This is a genomic window from Mesorhizobium sp. 2RAF21 (genome assembly GCF_052115345.1).
Lineage (GTDB): Bacteria > Pseudomonadota > Alphaproteobacteria > Rhizobiales > Rhizobiaceae > Mesorhizobium > Mesorhizobium terrae.
This window is the reverse complement of the sequence record NZ_JBFRGM010000008.1, coordinates 62,163-78,158: the sequence shown is the minus strand read 5'-3', so window position 1 is coordinate 78,158 and position 15,996 is coordinate 62,163. Positions and strand designations below refer to the sequence as shown.

Here is a 15,996-nt window from a genome sequence, read left to right as displayed (position 1 = left end):
ATCAGGCGATAAGCCGGTAGCCGAGGAAGCGCTTGGAATCGATCGGGTCGTGACCGAGCCGTTCGCGCAGCTTCTTGCGCAGCTTCGAGATGTGGCTTTCCACGACGTTCTCTTCGACCTCTTCGTCGAAGATGCCGTAGATGGCGTTGAAGACCTGGGTCTTGGTGACCCTGCGGCCCCGATTGCTGGCCAGATATTCGAGGATGCGGCGTTCGCGCCGTGGCAGCGGCATCGGCTGGCCTTCGATTTCGGGATCGCGGCCATCCATGAAGATGCGCATCGATCCGATCTCGGTATAGGTGGAATCTTCGTTGGCGCGCCGGCGGATCGCCGAAATGCGTGCCAGAATCTCGCGGATGTGGACCGGCTTGCGTACGACGTCGTCGACGCCGGATTCGAACAGCCGCAATGTGTTTTCGAGAGAGTTGTGCTCGCTGAGCGCGATGACCGGGGCGCCGGTACGGTCGCGGATCTGGCGCGGCGACACCGCGCCTTCGCGGCAGTCGCCGATGAGGAAAGCCCGGACCGATTTCAGATCGTCCGCTGGCGCGCTCGACACCCAAGCATCGAACTCGCTTGGCGCGAAACCCGCGCTAGCCACACCTTCCCGATCGAACAGCGAATTGTAACCCTCGGTCACAAGTTCTCGTTCGTCAACGATCACGATCATCGCCCACCCCCGAATCAGTTCATCTGCCCCGTTGGCGAAAGGCGTAGTCCGGGTGCCGAATCCTGACTAACCGTCATTTTTTGTGGCTGGTTTCTTGGGAGTCGGGAATCGTCGTGGTTGTACCGTGTACAATTTCGCTACCGTGGAGAGTCGGGAACGTCGAAAAATCGCGGCTCCGGCAGGGCGTGCCAGACGTCCGAGATACTCTCTGAGCATACAACCTAAAGGTTGCAGAAGCTGCGCGCGTTGGCCGTCCATTTGCCGAAGCCGACGGCCACCATATTGGCGATGACGCGGCACACGTAGCGTTTCTGCGCCGGGTCGTTGTCTGGCCCCGCATGGTAGCGCGCCACCGCCATCGACCAGGTCTCGTGACGGGCATGCAGCTGCGTCAGGAAGCGCGCCGCATAGTCGACATTGCGGCGTGGGTCGAGCATGTCATCGACGCTGCGGAACTGGTCGCCATGGTAGCGGTGATTGATCTGCATGCAGCCGAGATCGATCAGCGTCTTGCCTTCGCGGCGCGCGTTTTGAAAAGTGATGAGCGCCTCCGAACGACTGCGCGGAAACACGGCTTTTCCTTCTATATTCAGAGCATTAGGTTGGAGGCTGCCCTTGTTCCCGGTCTCGGTGAGGCCGACAGCATAGAGGATGCCGGCCGGAATTTTATACCGGTCGGCGGCGCGCAGGATTTCGGCTTCGCATGGGTTTGCAGCTGCCGAAGCGGCCGTGGCGGCAAGCGGGCTAGATAAACAAGCCGCTACCAGAATTTTGGCGAGAAGACTGCGCCTGGCGCTGATCCTGATGCCTTTCATCGCCATGGTTCCTTCCCGATTGCTGTCCACCCATGCCGTCGCCATTGCCGCCGGAGCCTCCCGGCTGGAACGAGGACTGGTCGCGGCCAGCGCTCGCGCCGTTCGCCGTCGCATCCACGCGCGCGGCAGGCGTCGCTGCTATCGAGGGTTGTAGAATGGTGACCTTGTCGATATCGAATCCGAGCGCCTTCAGCGACTTCACGATGGTCTCGCTGTCCGACGACAATCGGCGATGCGCCTCATGCGTTTCAGGCCTCAGTTCAATCGACAGTTGCTCGCCGGCAAGGCGAAGGTTGGCGGTGACCGCGCCGAGCTCGGCCGGATGCAATTCTATCTTCAAGACGTGTGCCGGAACTGCAACAGAAGCACCGTTCTGATTGGCTGCGGCGGGTGTCGGCGAGGCCAGTTCGGACTTGCCACTGGCGGCAATCGCATCAATGACGTCGCGCGCGGTCTGGCTGACGGCCTGCGAGGCGGGCGCCGGGAAGTTCTGCTCGCTGACCACCGATGCGCGCGCGGCGCCGGACTGTTTCAGGACGGCGCTTGAGCTGCGATGGCCGTCGTTTTCGACCGACAAGGGATCGACCTGCGCTGGTTGGCTGCCGCCGGTTCCGGCGGCTTCGAGTGTCGCGTCGACGGGGTCCGCATTGCCTTCGGCGGGCAGGTTCGTCAGCGAGTCGGTTTTACCCGCCATCGCTGCGGATGATGCGCCATCCGCGCTGCGCATCGCTTGCGTGGATTTGTCGATCTGGAGTTTTGGCGCCTGCTCACCGTCTTCTTCGACGGTTCCGTCCGCCTTTTGCTGGCGCGCGACATTCGTTCGCATCAACTTACTGATGCTGTCCGGATCGACATTTCCCGCCGAGGCGTTGGGGTCGGTCGCCTGGTCCTTGCCATCAGCCTGCGCGCGGTTCAGCCCGTGCAAGGCCATCATCAGCGGCAGCCGATCACGCAAACCGGCGGTGCGGTCGTCGGCGTCCGTGGTTTCATCATCGGTGGCCTGCTTGCGCTTGCCCTTGCCGTCGGGGCCGGCGACCGCCTCGTCGTTCGCGAGTAGTCCTGCCGCATCGGGCTGTTCGCCGGCTTTGCCAACGGCGAAATCGGCGCGCGTCTTTTCCCCATGCACCATCCGTTCCTTGCCTGGCGTCTTTTCGTGAGCAAGCAATTCGCCGAAGGCGGGGCTGTCTTCGCCGGTCCTGGCGTCGGACTGCTGGGTGGTGGACCGCTGCAGCGCGGTGCCTACGAAAGTCTGGCCAACGCTTGCGGTCATTGAGGGGAGGCTCCGAGCAAAAGGTCGATCTTGTTCAACTTGCGCCTGGTATCGGCGATCGCTGAATCGGTGGTGTCGGGTGCTGCTGAGGCACTCGCGGAGGCCGGCAGAACGGCTGCTGGCAACTGTGCCGCCGCACCTTGATTTGCTGGCGCGGCACCGGGCTTTGGCTGGGCTGCGGCGGCAGTCGCTGGCCGTTCGGAGACTGCGCCTTCTACCGGCGGCAGGTCCGAGCCGTCCTCCGCTACGGCTTGCGGCGCGGACGTTTTCGCGGCTTGTTGAGTCTCTGCCTTTGCCTTGCCTTTGGCCACGCTCTTGGCCGGAGGGTCGGACTTGTCGGTTTTCGGCTCAGGCTGCGGCTGGTTGAACACCGCCGTAGCCGGCGGCGCGACGACCTCCTGGGTGATCTGTTGCGCGGCGTCGAGCAACTCGCGGTCGCTCGGCGACAGCTTGGTGCGGTCGATCGTCTTCAGCTTGGCGCGGATGTCGTCGACGGTGGCCGAGGTGATGTTGGAAAGACTTGCATAGAGTTCGGCCCGCGGGTCGCCGGTTCCCACTGCGCTGGTACCGTCGGGGATGGCCTTGGCCGCGGCGAAGGCGGACAATTCGTTCAAGCCGTCTATTGCCGCGCGGCGGGCGATGCGCAGATAGATGACCCGTTCGCGTTCGCGGTCCATCATCGAGGTGATGTCGGCGAGTTTGTCTTGGCTCAGCGCCATGTGCAGCGTGACCACGCCGGAAACGAAGCTGTCGGCGAACTGACTGGCATAGGGCGAGAGCAGGTAGCGTTCGACATATTGGGTCGAGGCCAGCGCAAAGCGGGCGGCGTCTCCGGTCGTGGTGGCAATCGCCACCGAACGCCGCAGTGCTGCTTCCTCCACCAGCGTGCCGGGGCTGAGCAGGCGGGCCTGATCCAGAAGTGTCAACGCCTGGACCGGGTCTTCGGAAGCCAGCAGCGAGCCCTTCACCAGCGCGACGAAGGCACCGACATCCGGCGGCAGCATCATCGGATCGACTGGTTTCAGCGCTTCGATCGCCGGAGCCGGGCGGCCGCCGAGATAATCGAGAACGCCTTCGACGATCGCCTGGTTCGTCTGGTCGAGCTGAATGCGCCCGACCGCGGCCTTGACCGTTGCCGGGTTGCCGCCGCTCATGCCGTAGACGAGCAGGGCGCGCAGGTTCTTTAGTTCCTTGAAATCATCTGAGCTGGCGGCGCGAAAACGGGCATCGACCATTTCGAGCAGCTTGTTCTGCATCGGCAGCGCGGCGTGGTCGCCGGATGCGAGCCTGTCCTGCACGAGTTGCAGCGACCGCACCATCTGGTAGGGCTGCAGCGGGTCCTGGGCGAAGGCTGCGCTGGCCGTCCCCAGCATCAGCAAGGCGAGGCCGGCAGCGCCGATGCGCGCGGCGCGGATCATCCCCCCGCCTCCAGCAGGATCTCGATGCGGCGGTTGACGGCGGCCAGCGGGTCGGCCTTGTTCTTCGGTTCGCGATCGGCGAAGCCGGAAACTTCCTTGACACGGCCCTCGTCAAGGCCGCCGCGCACCAGCATGTAATAGGCCGAATGCGCGCGCGCGGTGGACAGGCGCCAGTTGTCGTAGTCGCCCCGGAACGGGCGCGCGTCGGTGTAACCCTGAATGGCGATCCGGCCTTTCTGTTCCATGACGATGTGGCCGATCTTTTCCATGGCGAGCACCAGTTCGCGCCGGGGAACCGCCGAGCCGATCTCGAACATGCCGAAATTGAAGCTGTCGGTGACGGAGATGACGACACCCTTGTCGGTCGCTTCGACGCTGACGCCGTCGGCTACCGCATCGCCGGGCTTGAAGGCCTGGGCTATCTGTTTCTTGACGTCTTCGGCCGCCTTGACGGTCGCGTCCGTGGGCTTCTTGTCCTGCTTTTCGGCTTGCTCGATTTCTTCGGCAGCCGCCTTCTTGGCCATCGCAGGGTCTTTCGCCGCTGTGCCGTCCTTGGCCGTCTGCTGGGCTTGTGCAGCCGTCTCGCCGGGCTTGGTCGCTTCGTTGTCGGTCTTCGGGTTTTCGGCGCTGGCTTCCGGCAACGGCGTCGACACCTGCTGCGACCAGAAATCGGGCGCGAATGGGTCGCGGTAGGATTCGCCGCCAGAGGCGCCGGTCGCGGGCCCGGCGGTCTGGACGCCACCTTCGCCCTTGGCGCTTATGTTCTGGCGGGTGCCGGTTTCGGCGGCGATCTCGGCCAGCACGGCGTAGGGGTCGGCGAACAACTTCTGGTCGGAATTCTTGGCTTCTTCCGCCTTGTTGGGCTTCTCGTTGCTGCCGGTCTGCTTGTCCTGCGCCGTGCCGGGATTGCCCTTGCCGTTGTGGCCCTGCTTGGTCTTTCCTTCGACGGGATCGTTGGAGGTGTAGCCGGGCTCGTCCGGACCGTCGCCGACATCTTCGAGACCCTTGCGGCTGGAACTGCGGTCGACCAGCGGCACCGGGTTGAAATAGGAGGCGACGGCGGCGCGCGTCTCTTCGTTGGCGGCGTTGATCAGCCACATCACCAGGAAGAAACACATCATCGCGGTCATGAAGTCGGCGAAGGCGATCTTCCAGACGCCGCCGTGATGGCCTTCGTCGTGATCGTGATGATTGCGCCGGACAATGATGATTTCCTGGCGCGGCTCGGCGCCGTCTGCCGTACTCATGCGAGAACCTCCGACAGGGCGGCCGACCATTCCGACATGCGCGTCTCGACGACGGTGTCGTTCACGGTCATGGTGAGGTCGAGGCTGGCAGCCTCGGCGAAGTCGAGATTGGCGGCGCGCGTGCCGAGCGCGGCCTTCAGCGGCTCGTAGAGCGACAGTGGTCCGCGAACGCTGATGCGGACCGCTTCGGCATCGGCGAGCGTGTCGCGGATGACGCGTTCCAGCGCCGCCAGCGAGCGCTTCTGCAATTCGTCGCTCAACAGCCCGCTGACGATGCGGGCGACGGCATCGCCCATCAGATCGTAGAGCCTGTGTTCCAGCTTTTCCGCGCGGTCCGCGATCGCGGTGCCGAGGTCAGTGCCCAGCGTCTCGACCATCGCCCTGGCTTCGTCGGCCAGTGCCTGGCGTTCGGCCGCCAGCGCCTCGGTATGCGCCGCCGTCAGCGTAGCTTCCAGCGCGTCTTCCGCCTTGGCGACGGCCATGGCGACAAGTTTGTCGATGTCGACCGGGGCAGGCATATCGAGCGGCGGATGCGGGTGCGGATCGACATGAGTAACCGTGACGCCACTATGGATCTGTGGCGTGCCGAAGTCCGGCAACAGATCGGAAAGCGAAGCCTGACGCATCAGCCGGCGGCTTCCTGGGCCGTCCATTTGCGCAGGATGTTGGCGGTGCGCTCTTCATTGATGTCGACCATGCGCGCCAGCCGATCCTGCGGCGCCGGCCGCAATTTCTTGCGCAGGTCGTCGAGCGGCGTTGGGCGGTTGTCAGCCAGCGAGCCGACCGGCGCCTCCGTCGCGGTGGCATCCGGAGTGGGCAGCGAACGCTGGACGTCGTCGAAGCTCGGACCGGCGAGCGCCGCCGGCTTGTTCGACAGGGCCGCAGCCATCGGGCGTAGGCCGAAGAAGGCGACCAGGAAGACGACGACGATGAAGGCGGCCGCATTGATCAGGCTGCCGGTGTAGCGCGAGACGGCGTCGAGGATGCCGGGGGAGGCCAGTTGCTGGCCGTCCAGCCCGTCGATGAACTCGACCGCCGAGACATCGATGATGTCGCCGCGCTTTTCGTCGAGGCCGGTCGCGGACGCCACCATCTTCTTGATGTCGGCGACGCGCTGGGCGATCTGCTCCGGCTTGGCGTCCTTGCCGAGCACCGACATCAGGCGCTGCTGATTGACGACGACGGCGATCGACATCTTGGTGACCGAATAGCCGTTGGACACCGTGGCGATCTTCTTGGAATTGATCTCGTAATTGGTGATCTCTTCCTTGCGGTCGTTCTGCGAGCTCGACTGCGGACCATCGGTGGCGGCGGCTTGCGTTTCCGGCAGGTTCTGCTCGACGGTGGTCGGCGTCGCCGCCTGGCGCTGATTGCTGTTCTCGTTCGCCTTGACGGTCTGGACCGAGCGTTCGACACGCGATTCCGGATCGAAGATGGTCTCCTCGGTCTGCCGCGTATCGGTGTTGACGTCGGCCTTCACGCTGGCGCGGAAATTGTCAGGGCCGAGATAGGGCGTCAGCGCGCGGCGGATATTGTCCTCGATCTGGCTTTCGACGGTGCGCTCGACGCCGAGCGAGCGGGCGGCGCTGGTGTTGGAGGGGTCGTCGCCAGCGGCGAGCAGATTGCCGGCCGAATCAAGCACGGTCACCTTTTCCGCCGACAGGCCGGGCACGGCGGCTGCAACCAGATGGCGGATCGACATGGCGGCCTTGCCGCCGTCGACGCCGGCGTAGCGGATCACCACCGAAGCCGAGGGCTGCTGCTCCTCGCGGCGGAAATTGGCGCGTTCGGACATGACGATGTGGACACGCGCGGCCTTCACACCCGCCAGCGACTGGATGGTGCGGGCGATTTCGCCTTCCAGGGCGCGCACGCGGGTCACCTGCTGCATGAAGGAGGTGAGGCCGAGCGAACCGACCTTGTCGAACAATTCGTAGCCGGCATTGGCGCTGGTGGGCAGGCCCTTTTCGGCCAGGAGCATGCGGGCTTTTGCCGTGGTGCCGACCGGAACCAGCACGCTGGCGCCATCGGAACCGACATCGAAATTCATGCCGGCCTCGGCAAGCACCATGCCTATCTGGTTCACGTCGGAGCGTTCGAGGCCGACATAGAGCGTCTCATAGGAGGGGCGGTTGAGATAGACCGAGGCGATGCCGATGACGGCCAGCGTCAACAACGCGATGCCGGCCATGATGGCCAGCCGCTTGGTGCCGAAATCCTGGAGATTGATGACGATGCTTCTGAGTTGTTCCGGCACGGATCGATAGTCCCATGGTTGCCCGTCGAAACACTAGACGCTGAAGCTTGTGCGAAAATGGTATCGGGCCGCGCTGGTGGCGCGGCCCGATTGGAAAGAAGCAAATGAAATGGATCAGTTCTTGAACAGCGACAGGATGTTCTGGGCGCTGGAATTGGCGATCGACAGTGCTTGGACACCGAGCTGCTGCTGAACCTGGAGCGCCTGGAGCTTGGTCGATTCCCGGTTCATGTCGGCATCGACGAGCTGACCGACGCCGCGGTCCACCGAATCGCTGAGGTTGGACAGGAAGCTCTTCTGGGTGTCGATGCGCGACTTGGCAGCACCCAGCGTCGCCGCGCCATCCGCCAGTTTAGCGAGGGCCGTTTCGACGGTGCCCAATGCAGTCGTGAGGGCTGCGTCGGTGAGCTGCGCCGCGCTGGGATCGAAGAAGCCTGGCTGGAGCAAGCCGCCGACAAAACCGCCTGTACCGCCGGTATCCAGCACTTGCGTGTCGGCTGCGGCGACGTTGATGGTGTCGATGTTGACGGTCGTTCCGGTGCGGTTGTAAGCGGCAACGATCTTCAGGTCTGAAGCGGCCAGGCCGTCGGTCTGCAGCATGTTGGTGCCGGCATAAGACGCATTGGTGACCGAGGACTTGATGCCGGACTGGATCGCCTTGATTTCGGTCGCGATCTGCTTCTGGATGTCCTGGCCCTTGCCCATGGCAGCCAGCAGCTTGGTCTTGATCTTGTCGACCTGATCCTTGACGTCGATGATCGCGGCGTAAGCGGTGTCGACCTTGCCGGCCCCGAGGCCGAGTGCGTCCTGCACGGCCGAGTTGGCCTTGTTGTCGGAACGCATGGTGGTGGCGATCGACCAATAGGCGGCGTTGTCGCTGGCGGTGGAGACGCGGAGGCCGGTGGAGATGCGGGACTGCGTCTGTTCAAGTGCCTTCTGAGTGGCGCTCAGGCTCTGCAGCGCAGTCAACGCCTGGGCATTGGTCATGATACTCGCCAAGATAACTCCCCTTCTCAAATGGCGCGCCGTCGCCGCGCTATGCCTTGCCTCGGTTGTCGCCGGTCGAATGAGCGGGCGGAACAAACGTGGTTAACCACAACTAACCAGTCATGGTTAATAGGCCATTAAGATGAAGCTAATGTAGGGGGTGGCGAAAGCCAAAAAAGAGAATGGGCCGCGCTTGCGCGCGGCCCATTCATAGGATCGTTGTTGCCTGAGAAGGTTCGGCTTAGCCGCGGAACAGCGACAGGATCTGCTGCGACGAGCCGTTGGCGATCGACAGAGCCTGGACACCGAGCTGCTGCTGGACCTGGAGGGCCTGCAGACGGGTCGATTCCTTGTTCATGTCAGCGTCAACGAGCTGGCCGACGCCCTTGTCGATGGAGTCCGACAGGTTGGACAGGAAGTTCTTCTGCGTGTCGATGCGCGACTTGGCGGCACCGAGCGAGGCAGCGCCGGTGGTCAGACCGGCAAGTGCGGTTTCAACCTTGACCAGAGCAGCGTCGACATTGGCGTCGGTGACAGCGGTCGCGCCGCTGGTGTCGAACAGGCCGGTCGCGCCGGTGGCGACGATGTCCTTCAGAAGACCAGCAGTGAAGTCCGGAGCGCCGCCGGCGGCCTTGCCGAAGATCTGGATGTCGGAGGCCTTCACGTTGACGGTGTCGATCGTGACGGCGGTACCGACGCGGTTGTAGGAAGCGACGACGTTCAGGTCGGAAGTCGCGGCACCGTCGCTGACGAGCAGGTTGGCACCAGCGTAGTTGGCGTTGGTCGCCGACGACTTGATCTGGTTCTGGATGCCGGTGATTTCGGTCGCGATCTTCTTCTGGTCTTCAAGGCTGGCGCCACGGGCGTTAACCAGCTTGGCCTTGATCTTGTCGACCTGGTCCTTGATGTCGTTGATGGCGGTGTAGGCGGTGTCCACCTTGCCGGCGCCGAGGCCGAGCGCGTCCTGAACGGCCGAGTTGGCCTTGTTGTCGGAACGCATCGAGGTCGCGATCGACCAGTAGGCGGCGTTGTCGGAAGCGGTGGCAACGCGCAGACCCGTCGAAATGCGGCCCTGGGTGGTTTCGAGCGACTTCTGGGTAGCGCTCAGGCTCTGCAGAGCGGTAAGAGCGGCGGTATTCGTGTTGATGCTGGACATGGGAAAAAAGCCCCTAAAACACAGTACAGGGACATACCGGATCGGCCGGTATGGCGGAGAGGCATCATGCCAATGAGTGCTTCAGGGAAGGTCACCCGCCATAGGGGGCACTATCGCGGCGACTTGCTAGCAAAGTTCTAAGGAACATGGTTAACCAGCATTAACCCGCTGATTATTTTAGCAATTGGGTGTGCACGCGGCGACGTTGCAACCACAGCGCGCCACGCTGGCAAATGAACCGAATAAACGTTCGAGCAAAGGGGGAACGAGCCGCTCTGCGGGCTAGTTGAACGATCGCACCAGGCTGCCGACAAGCAGGTTCCAGCCGTCGATCAGCACGAAGAACATGATCTTGAAAGGCAGTGACACCACCGTCGGTGGCAGCATCATCATGCCCATCGCCATGGTGATGGTGGCCACGATCAGGTCGATGACCAGGAAGGGCAGCACGATCAGGAAGCCGATCTCGAAACCGCGGCGGATCTCTGAGATCATGAAGGCGGGCACCAGGATGCGCAGGTCGACCGTTTCCTTGGCCACCGTCTGGCCGCGTTCGCGGGCGAGGTCGGCGAACAGGTCGAAATCCTTGTCGCGCACATTGCTCAGCATGAAGGTACGGAACGGATCGGAAATGCGCTCCAGCGCCACCGTCTGGCTGATCTGGTTGTCCATCAAGGGCTTCACGCCGTTCGCCCAGGCGCGGTCGAAGGTCGGCGCCATGACATAGAAGGTCATGAACAGGGACAGCGAGATCAGGATCAGGTTGGCCGGCGTCGATTGCAGGCCGATGCCGGCGCGCAGGATCGAAAAGGCAATAATGAAGCGGGTGAAGCTCGTCACCATGATCAGCAGGCCCGGTGCCACCGAAAGCACGGTGAGCAGCCCGAACATCTGGATGATCGTGGCCACGGTAGTGCCACTGGCCTGGCCGATGCCGCCGAGGTCGATCTGCTGGGCGCTCGCTGCCGTTACCGTGGCCGCGAAGACGCCGGCGAAAAGGAGGATTTTTTTCATTCGAACAGCAGCGCCCTGACCAACACTTCCTTGACCTTGCCGCCGCTGCGGATCGCGGCGCGCTCCTGCAGGTCGGCCCGCAGATGCTGATAGCCGCTGGCGCCTTCGACCTGATGCATCTTGACGGTGCGCAGGAAGGCAAGCAGGTCCTGATGGATATTTTCCGCCATTCCCGGCGGCGGCGTACCGTCGAAGACCAGCGAGACCTGCAGCCGCGCCCAGACATCCGTCGGCGCGGCCAGGTTGGTGGTCAGCGAGGCGAGCTCGACCAGAACCGGTCCGGTGGTCTCGCCTTCTTTCTTGGTTTCCTTGGTCGGCAGCTTCTGGTGGCTTTCCTTGACCGGCGGTGCCGGCTTCTCGGAATTCTTCAGATAAGTGCCCGCGAACCAGCCGACGCCGAGTGCCGCCCCGGTCATGGCAAAGAGCATCCCCATCTGCACGATGAGGGAGGGGCCCTTCGGTGCTGCGATCTGCTCGGTGTTTGCCACGCTCTTCTATCCCGCGCCTAGAACGGCAGTACCTGGTCGAGAATTTGCTGGCCGTAACCCGGCTGCTGGACTTCCGACACGCGACCGCGGCCGCCATAGGAGATGCGGGCTTCGGCGATGCGCTCGTAGGAAATGGTGTTTTCCTGGCCAATATCGGCGGGCCGCACGATACCGGCGATGGTGAGCACGCGCATCTCGTAGTTGACGCGTACTTCCTGCGAGCCGGTGATCATCAGATTGCCGTTGGACAGCACATTGGTGACGACGGCGGCGACGTTCAGCTCGATGGTCTCCGACCGTTCGATGGCGCCGTCGGCATTGGTCTTGGTCTTCGATTCCATAGAGCCGTCGAGCTTGCCGCCTGTCTTGGCGCTATCCCACTCGGCATCGGCCTTGAGACCGAGCGAACGGCTCGCAGTGCGGCTGCGGTCGTTCTGGTTCTTGAACTTGGCGCGGTCGTTGATCTTGATCTTGACGGTCAGGATGTCGCCTGCGCGCAGCGCGCGCGGATCGGTGAACAGGCGGCTCTGGCGGTCGTCCCACAAGGAAAAACGGCGACGCGGCGCGGCAGGCGATTCCGGATATTGATAGACAGGCGCGGCCTGGCTGCGGATGCCGGACCCGACAGGCGACATGGCCGGTTCCTTGTTGACCTGGTTCAGGTCTGTCCCGCAGCCTGTGAGGCTGGCGGCAGCGAACAAAATCAAAGTTTTGCGGATCATGTCGGGTCTACCCTGCGCGCAGCGCTGCCTATGATGCCGGTGAGCGCGGCGGCCGCTTTCTTGTCCATCTCGTTCAGTATGACGCCTGCCTTGCGCGCATCGAGCTTCATCAGGATGGCGGCGGCGAGCTCGACATTGGTGCCGGCCAGCCGCTCGGCGGCGGCATCGGGCTTCATGCCGGAATAGATCTTGACGAGGCTGTCCTCGGCGCGCGCCAGGAACACTTCGCGCCGCTTCAGCCAGGCTTCATATTCGGCGCGTTTTTCCTCGAGCGCGGTGATGCGCTTGTCGACTTCGCTCTGCAACTGCTTGAGCTCGGCCGACTGCAGCGAGTAGCGGCGGTCGCGCGCGGCGTCGGCGATGTTGGAGCAGAAACGCTGCACCTCGCTTTCGTTGCTGGCGGGCGCCGTCGGCGTTGAGCCGGTGGTGAGGTTGGCTACCGCCGCCGGCTGCTTCAGCGGCAATGGCAATGGAGCCTCGGCGATCTCGGCGCGCGGCGCCTCACGGGTCAGGTTCTGCGGGGCGTCGGCCGTCGGCCCGCCGGGCAGTACCTGGCGCACGGCGTCTTCCGCGCGAACCGGTCCGAGCGACGCCAGAAGGGCGACGACGGCGCCGACGACGGCGAGGCGCGGCGGTGTGCGGCGGTGGCGGGAAGGGCGGGTCGCTTCGGTCATCGGACAGCCTATTGGAGCACGAGATCGGCCTGCAGCGCGCCGGCCGACTTGATGCCCTGCAGAATGGCGATGATGCCGTCGGGCTTGACGCCCAGGCGGTTGAGTCCGGAAACCAGCGTCTCGAGGTTCGGACCGTCGAGCACGGCGACGCGGCCGTTGGGCCGGCTGATGTCGATGGCCGTGTTTGGCTCGACCGCTGTCACGCCGCGCGAGAAGGGCTCCGGCTGGATGACGGTCGGTGCCTCGGTAATGCGCACGGTGAGCGTGCCGTGGCTGATGGCGACGCGCGAAATCTTGACCTGGTTGCCGATGACGATGGTGCCGGTGCGTTCGTCGATGACGACGCGGGCAGGCGTGTCGGCCTCGATCACGAGGTTCTCGATCTCAGCGTAGAAGCGTGCCGCCGAGACACCCTTCGGCTTCTTGACGGAAACCGTGCGGCTGTCGCGTTCAGCTGCGACCCGCGCGCCGAAGCGCTGGCGTGTGTAGTCGTTGATGACGTCGGCGATGCGGACGGCCGTCGAGAAGTCCGCGTTGTAGAGCTGCAGCGTCAGCATTGCCTGGTCGCCGAATTCCGCCTGCACTTGGCGTTCGACGATGGCGCCGTTGGGCACGCGGCCGGCGGTCGGCACGCCCTGCGTCACCTGCTGCGCCTGACCCTGCGCGGTAAAGCCGGAAACGACCACAGAGCCCTGGCCAACGGCGTAGATTTCGCCGTCCGCGGCCTTCAGCGGCGTCATGATCAGCGTGCCGCCCTGCAATGAGGTGGCGTCGCCCATCGAGGATACATTGATGTCGATGCGCGCCCCGGATTGCACGAAGGGCGGCATGTTGGCGGTGACGATGACGGCGGCGACGTTCTTGGCGCGCGCATTGGTGCCGAGCGAGGCGATGCCGAGATTTTCCAGCATGGCGCGGATCGACTGCTCGGTGAAGGGCGAATTGCGCAGCGAGTCGCCGGAACCCTGCAGGCCGATGACCAGGCCATAACCGACGAGCTGGTTGTCGCGGGCGCTTTGCAGGCGGGCGACGTCCTTGATGCGCGAGGCCACCTGGCCGGGCGGCAGCGAGCTCGGCCCGGGCGAGACCTGGAACATGCGGCTTGCCGTGTCGGGATCGTAGTTGGGATCGTCGAACTGGCCGCCTTCGCGCGTCGCCTTGGCCGCGAGCTCACGCTTGGCCTTGGCATTCAGGCCGTCGGCGAGGACGGGCTGGGCGCAAAGCAGTGCCGCAAGAGTGAAAGTGAGGCACTTCTTCATGAAGCGCTGACCCGAATGGTGCCGTCGGCCATGACCGTGCCGGTTAGCACCTTGCCGCTGTCGACATTGCGGACCTTGATCAGGTCGCCGGCGGAGCCGGGCTGCAAGGAGATGGCGGACGCGGTGATGGAGAGGCTGTCGACGACGAAGTTGATCAGGACGGGCGCGCCCTGTTCGACCAGCCAGGCATCGCGCAGCGCGGTGGCAGGAATGTAGCGACCGGGCAAAAGCGTGCGCTTGGCGATCTTGCCTTCGAGGTCGGCGGCGACGGTGACGACGCCCTGCGGCTTGCGTTTGCCGGCGCCGAGCGTGACTTCCTTCAGCGCGGCGAGGCCGATCGTTTCGCCGGGATAGATCACGCGGTTGGGGATCAGCACGACCTCGTCGGCAAAGGCCGGCGCGACGCCCATGGCCAATGCCAGAGCGAGCGCGAGACGGCGGAAATAAGGACCGAGGGCGAGCCGGATCATGATGTCACCGAATGTTCTTGGAGACGACCGCTGCCATTTCGTCGGCGGCCTGGATGACCTTGGAATTCATCTCATAGGCGCGCTGCGCAGAGATCAGGTCGGTGATCTCCTTGACCGGGTCGACGTTGGAGTTCTCGACATAGTTCTGCCGGATGGTGGCGTAACCGGGGTCGCCCGGCACGCCGACATTGGCCGGGCCGGAAGCCACGGTCTCCTGGAACAAATTGTCGCCGAGCGGCGCCAGGCCGGCCTCGTTGGCGAAGGTGGCGATGGTCAGCTGTCCGAGGTTCTGCAGATCCATCTGGCCATCGACACGCGCGAAGACCTGGCCGGTCTTGTTGATGATGAGTTCCTTGGTGTCGAGCGGCACGGTGATGGCCGGAACGATCGGCGCGCCGTCAACGGTCACCATCTGGCCGGTGGCGTTGGTGTTGAAGGTGCCGGCGCGCGTGTAGCGCGTCTGGCCATCGGCGCCTTCGATCTGGAACCAGCCTTTGCCGTCCAGCGCGAGGTCATACTCGTTGCCTGTGTTGGTGAACGTGCCCTGGATGTGGACGTTGCGCACGGCGCTGGTCTTGACGCCGAGGCCGATCGACACGCCTTCCGGCACGACCGAGGTGTTGCCACGGTCGGGAACGCCCTGGGTGCGGTCGACCTGGTAGAGAAGATCCGAGAACTCCGCCCGCGCGCGCTTGTAGCCGGTGGTGTTGATGTTGGCGATGTTGTTGGCGATGACTTCCAGATTGGTCTGCTGGGCATTCATGCCGGTGGCGGCTATGGCAAGGGCTTTCACGGATGTGTCCTCAGATGCTCATACGGCTGACTTCGAGATAGGCGGAGACGATCTTGTCGCGGATGGCGATGGTCGTCTGAAGCGCCTGCTGCGCGCCCATCACGGCGTCGACCACCTGGCGGGTGTCGACATCGCCCTTCAAGGCCTGGATGGAAGCCTGCTCGGCATGCTGCAGGGTGTTCACCGTCTTCGTGGCGGCCTGGTTGAGCGCCTCGGCGAAAGTGGATGCGACCTGGGTTCCGGTCGGGGCGGCGCCCGTTCCGGTGAGAAGGTCGGTGGAGGTTTCCGAACCGCTGTTGGCGGACTTTAGGTGGACAGCGCCGATACCGCCGATCATGACTGGTTCCTCATCAGGTCTATGGTCATCGAAATGAGATCGCGAGCCTGCTTCACTACCTGCAGGTTCGCTTCGTAGGAGCGGTTCGCCTCGGTCATGTCGGCCATCTCGATCAGCACGTTGACGTTGGGCATCTTGACGTAGCCCTTCGCGTCGGCCGCCTGGTTGCCGGGCTGGAATTCAACCGGGAAATCAGCGGGGTCGCGGGCAATGGAGTTGATCTCGACCAGCGAGCCGCCGGAAGCGCGGTCGAGTTCGGAGACGAAGGAGATGGTCTTGCGCTGATAGGGATTGGCGCCGGGCGTCGTGCCGGTGGACTGCGCGTTGGCGAGGTTTTCGGAAACGACGCGCATTCGTTCGGACTGCGCACCGAGACCGGAGGCTGCAACCTTGAGAGCGGCGGCTAGTGCGTCCATCGG

At 64.0% G+C, this 15,996-nt stretch carries 18 protein-coding genes; all 18 read right to left on the bottom strand.

The window, feature by feature from the left end:
* Position 1: 1 nt before the first annotated feature.
* The 18 genes from AB4136_RS14480 to flgC all read right to left on the bottom strand — a co-directional run bounded on the left by AB4136_RS14480 (position 2) and on the right by flgC (position 15,993).
* Positions 2–670, bottom strand: coding sequence for a response regulator transcription factor (locus AB4136_RS14480; protein ID WP_024925792.1), 669 nt, complete (start codon positions 668–670; stop codon positions 2–4).
* Positions 671–891: 221 nt separating this feature from the next.
* A complete protein-coding gene (locus tag AB4136_RS14475) occupies positions 892–1,491 on the bottom strand; it encodes a transglycosylase SLT domain-containing protein (RefSeq protein ID WP_244431134.1) in 600 nt (199 codons plus the stop codon).
* Positions 1,415–2,755, bottom strand: a complete 1,341-nt coding sequence (locus AB4136_RS14470; RefSeq protein WP_024925790.1) for a flagellar hook-length control protein FliK — start codon at positions 2,753–2,755, stop codon at positions 1,415–1,417. Before AB4136_RS14470 ends, AB4136_RS14475 begins: the two co-directional genes overlap by 77 nt.
* Positions 2,752–4,173: a chemotaxis protein MotC gene (locus tag AB4136_RS14465; protein WP_024925789.1), complete on the bottom strand. Its 1,422-nt coding sequence runs from the start codon at positions 4,171–4,173 to the stop codon at positions 2,752–2,754. Before AB4136_RS14465 ends, AB4136_RS14470 begins: the two co-directional genes overlap by 4 nt.
* Positions 4,170–5,420, bottom strand: a complete 1,251-nt coding sequence (locus AB4136_RS14460) for a MotB family protein (RefSeq protein ID WP_024925788.1) — start codon at positions 5,418–5,420, stop codon at positions 4,170–4,172. Before AB4136_RS14460 ends, AB4136_RS14465 begins: the two co-directional genes overlap by 4 nt.
* A complete protein-coding gene (locus tag AB4136_RS14455; protein ID WP_024925787.1) occupies positions 5,417–6,046 on the bottom strand; it encodes a hypothetical protein in 630 nt (209 codons plus the stop codon). The genes AB4136_RS14460 and AB4136_RS14455 overlap by 4 nt, the downstream gene beginning before the upstream one ends.
* Entirely contained in the window at positions 6,046–7,677 is a 1,632-nt protein-coding gene (gene fliF / locus AB4136_RS14450; RefSeq protein ID WP_024925786.1) for a flagellar basal-body MS-ring/collar protein FliF, read from the bottom strand. Before fliF ends, AB4136_RS14455 begins: the two co-directional genes overlap by 1 nt.
* A gap of 114 nt (positions 7,678–7,791) precedes the next feature.
* The gene (locus AB4136_RS14445) at positions 7,792–8,676 is read right to left on the bottom strand and encodes a flagellin N-terminal helical domain-containing protein (protein WP_024925785.1); all 885 of its coding nucleotides are present in this window, start codon (positions 8,674–8,676) and stop codon (positions 7,792–7,794) included.
* Positions 8,677–8,905: 229 nt separating this feature from the next.
* Positions 8,906–9,820, bottom strand: a complete 915-nt coding sequence (locus AB4136_RS14440) for a flagellin N-terminal helical domain-containing protein (RefSeq protein WP_024925784.1) — start codon at positions 9,818–9,820, stop codon at positions 8,906–8,908.
* A gap of 282 nt (positions 9,821–10,102) precedes the next feature.
* Positions 10,103–10,834, bottom strand: a complete 732-nt coding sequence (gene fliP, locus AB4136_RS14435; protein WP_024925783.1) for a flagellar type III secretion system pore protein FliP — start codon at positions 10,832–10,834, stop codon at positions 10,103–10,105.
* Positions 10,831–11,322 (bottom strand): flagellar basal body-associated FliL family protein, encoded by a 492-nt coding sequence (locus tag AB4136_RS14430; protein ID WP_024925782.1) that lies wholly within the window; start codon positions 11,320–11,322, stop codon positions 10,831–10,833. Before AB4136_RS14430 ends, fliP begins: the two co-directional genes overlap by 4 nt.
* Before the next feature lie 17 nt (positions 11,323–11,339).
* Positions 11,340–12,044 carry a flagellar basal body L-ring protein FlgH gene (flgH, locus tag AB4136_RS14425; protein ID WP_024925781.1) on the bottom strand — a complete coding sequence of 235 codons (705 nt, stop codon included), beginning with the start codon at positions 12,042–12,044 and terminating at the stop codon, positions 11,340–11,342.
* The gene (locus AB4136_RS14420) at positions 12,041–12,718 is read right to left on the bottom strand and encodes a MotE family protein (protein WP_137900635.1); all 678 of its coding nucleotides are present in this window, start codon (positions 12,716–12,718) and stop codon (positions 12,041–12,043) included. Before AB4136_RS14420 ends, flgH begins: the two co-directional genes overlap by 4 nt.
* An 8-nt stretch (positions 12,719–12,726) precedes the next feature.
* Complete coding sequence (locus tag AB4136_RS14415) at positions 12,727–13,977, bottom strand: flagellar basal body P-ring protein FlgI (protein WP_024925779.1); 1,251 nt, start codon at positions 13,975–13,977, stop codon at positions 12,727–12,729.
* Entirely contained in the window at positions 13,974–14,447 is a 474-nt protein-coding gene (gene flgA / locus AB4136_RS14410; RefSeq protein ID WP_024925778.1) for a flagellar basal body P-ring formation chaperone FlgA, read from the bottom strand. The genes AB4136_RS14415 and flgA overlap by 4 nt, the downstream gene beginning before the upstream one ends.
* A 4-nt stretch (positions 14,448–14,451) precedes the next feature.
* Positions 14,452–15,240, bottom strand: coding sequence for a flagellar basal-body rod protein FlgG (gene flgG, locus AB4136_RS14405; RefSeq protein WP_024925777.1), 789 nt, complete (start codon positions 15,238–15,240; stop codon positions 14,452–14,454).
* A 10-nt stretch (positions 15,241–15,250) separates the two neighbouring features.
* Complete coding sequence (locus tag AB4136_RS14400; RefSeq protein ID WP_024925776.1) at positions 15,251–15,577, bottom strand: flagellar hook-basal body complex protein FliE; 327 nt, start codon at positions 15,575–15,577, stop codon at positions 15,251–15,253.
* Complete coding sequence (gene flgC, locus AB4136_RS14395) at positions 15,574–15,993, bottom strand: flagellar basal body rod protein FlgC (RefSeq protein WP_024925775.1); 420 nt, start codon at positions 15,991–15,993, stop codon at positions 15,574–15,576. The genes AB4136_RS14400 and flgC overlap by 4 nt, the downstream gene beginning before the upstream one ends.
* Positions 15,994–15,996: the final 3 nt, after the last annotated feature.

What these genes read in the sequence shown, in the direction of transcription:
- AB4136_RS14440 (WP_024925784.1), bottom strand. Translation starts at nt 9,820, where the DNA reads ATGTCCAGCATCAACACGAATACCGCCGCTCTTACCGCTCTGCAGAGC.
- AB4136_RS14460 (WP_024925788.1), bottom strand. Translation starts at nt 5,420, where the DNA reads ATGAGTACGGCAGACGGCGCCGAGCCGCGCCAGGAAATCATCATTGTC.
- AB4136_RS14400 (WP_024925776.1), bottom strand. Translation starts at nt 15,577, where the DNA reads ATGATCGGCGGTATCGGCGCTGTCCACCTAAAGTCCGCCAACAGCGGT.
- flgA (WP_024925778.1), bottom strand. Translation starts at nt 14,447, where the DNA reads ATGATCCGGCTCGCCCTCGGTCCTTATTTCCGCCGTCTCGCGCTCGCT.
- AB4136_RS14465 (WP_024925789.1), bottom strand. Translation starts at nt 4,173, where the DNA reads ATGATCCGCGCCGCGCGCATCGGCGCTGCCGGCCTCGCCTTGCTGATG.
- flgC (WP_024925775.1), bottom strand. Translation starts at nt 15,993, where the DNA reads ATGGACGCACTAGCCGCCGCTCTCAAGGTTGCAGCCTCCGGTCTCGGT.
- flgH (WP_024925781.1), bottom strand. Translation starts at nt 12,044, where the DNA reads ATGATCCGCAAAACTTTGATTTTGTTCGCTGCCGCCAGCCTCACAGGC.
- AB4136_RS14455 (WP_024925787.1), bottom strand. Translation starts at nt 6,046, where the DNA reads ATGCGTCAGGCTTCGCTTTCCGATCTGTTGCCGGACTTCGGCACGCCA.
- fliP (WP_024925783.1), bottom strand. Translation starts at nt 10,834, where the DNA reads ATGAAAAAAATCCTCCTTTTCGCCGGCGTCTTCGCGGCCACGGTAACG.
- AB4136_RS14415 (WP_024925779.1), bottom strand. Translation starts at nt 13,977, where the DNA reads ATGAAGAAGTGCCTCACTTTCACTCTTGCGGCACTGCTTTGCGCCCAG.
- AB4136_RS14470 (WP_024925790.1), bottom strand. Translation starts at nt 2,755, where the DNA reads ATGACCGCAAGCGTTGGCCAGACTTTCGTAGGCACCGCGCTGCAGCGG.
- AB4136_RS14475 (WP_244431134.1), bottom strand. Translation starts at nt 1,491, where the DNA reads ATGGCGATGAAAGGCATCAGGATCAGCGCCAGGCGCAGTCTTCTCGCC.
- AB4136_RS14480 (WP_024925792.1), bottom strand. Translation starts at nt 670, where the DNA reads ATGATCGTGATCGTTGACGAACGAGAACTTGTGACCGAGGGTTACAAT.
- AB4136_RS14420 (WP_137900635.1), bottom strand. Translation starts at nt 12,718, where the DNA reads ATGACCGAAGCGACCCGCCCTTCCCGCCACCGCCGCACACCGCCGCGC.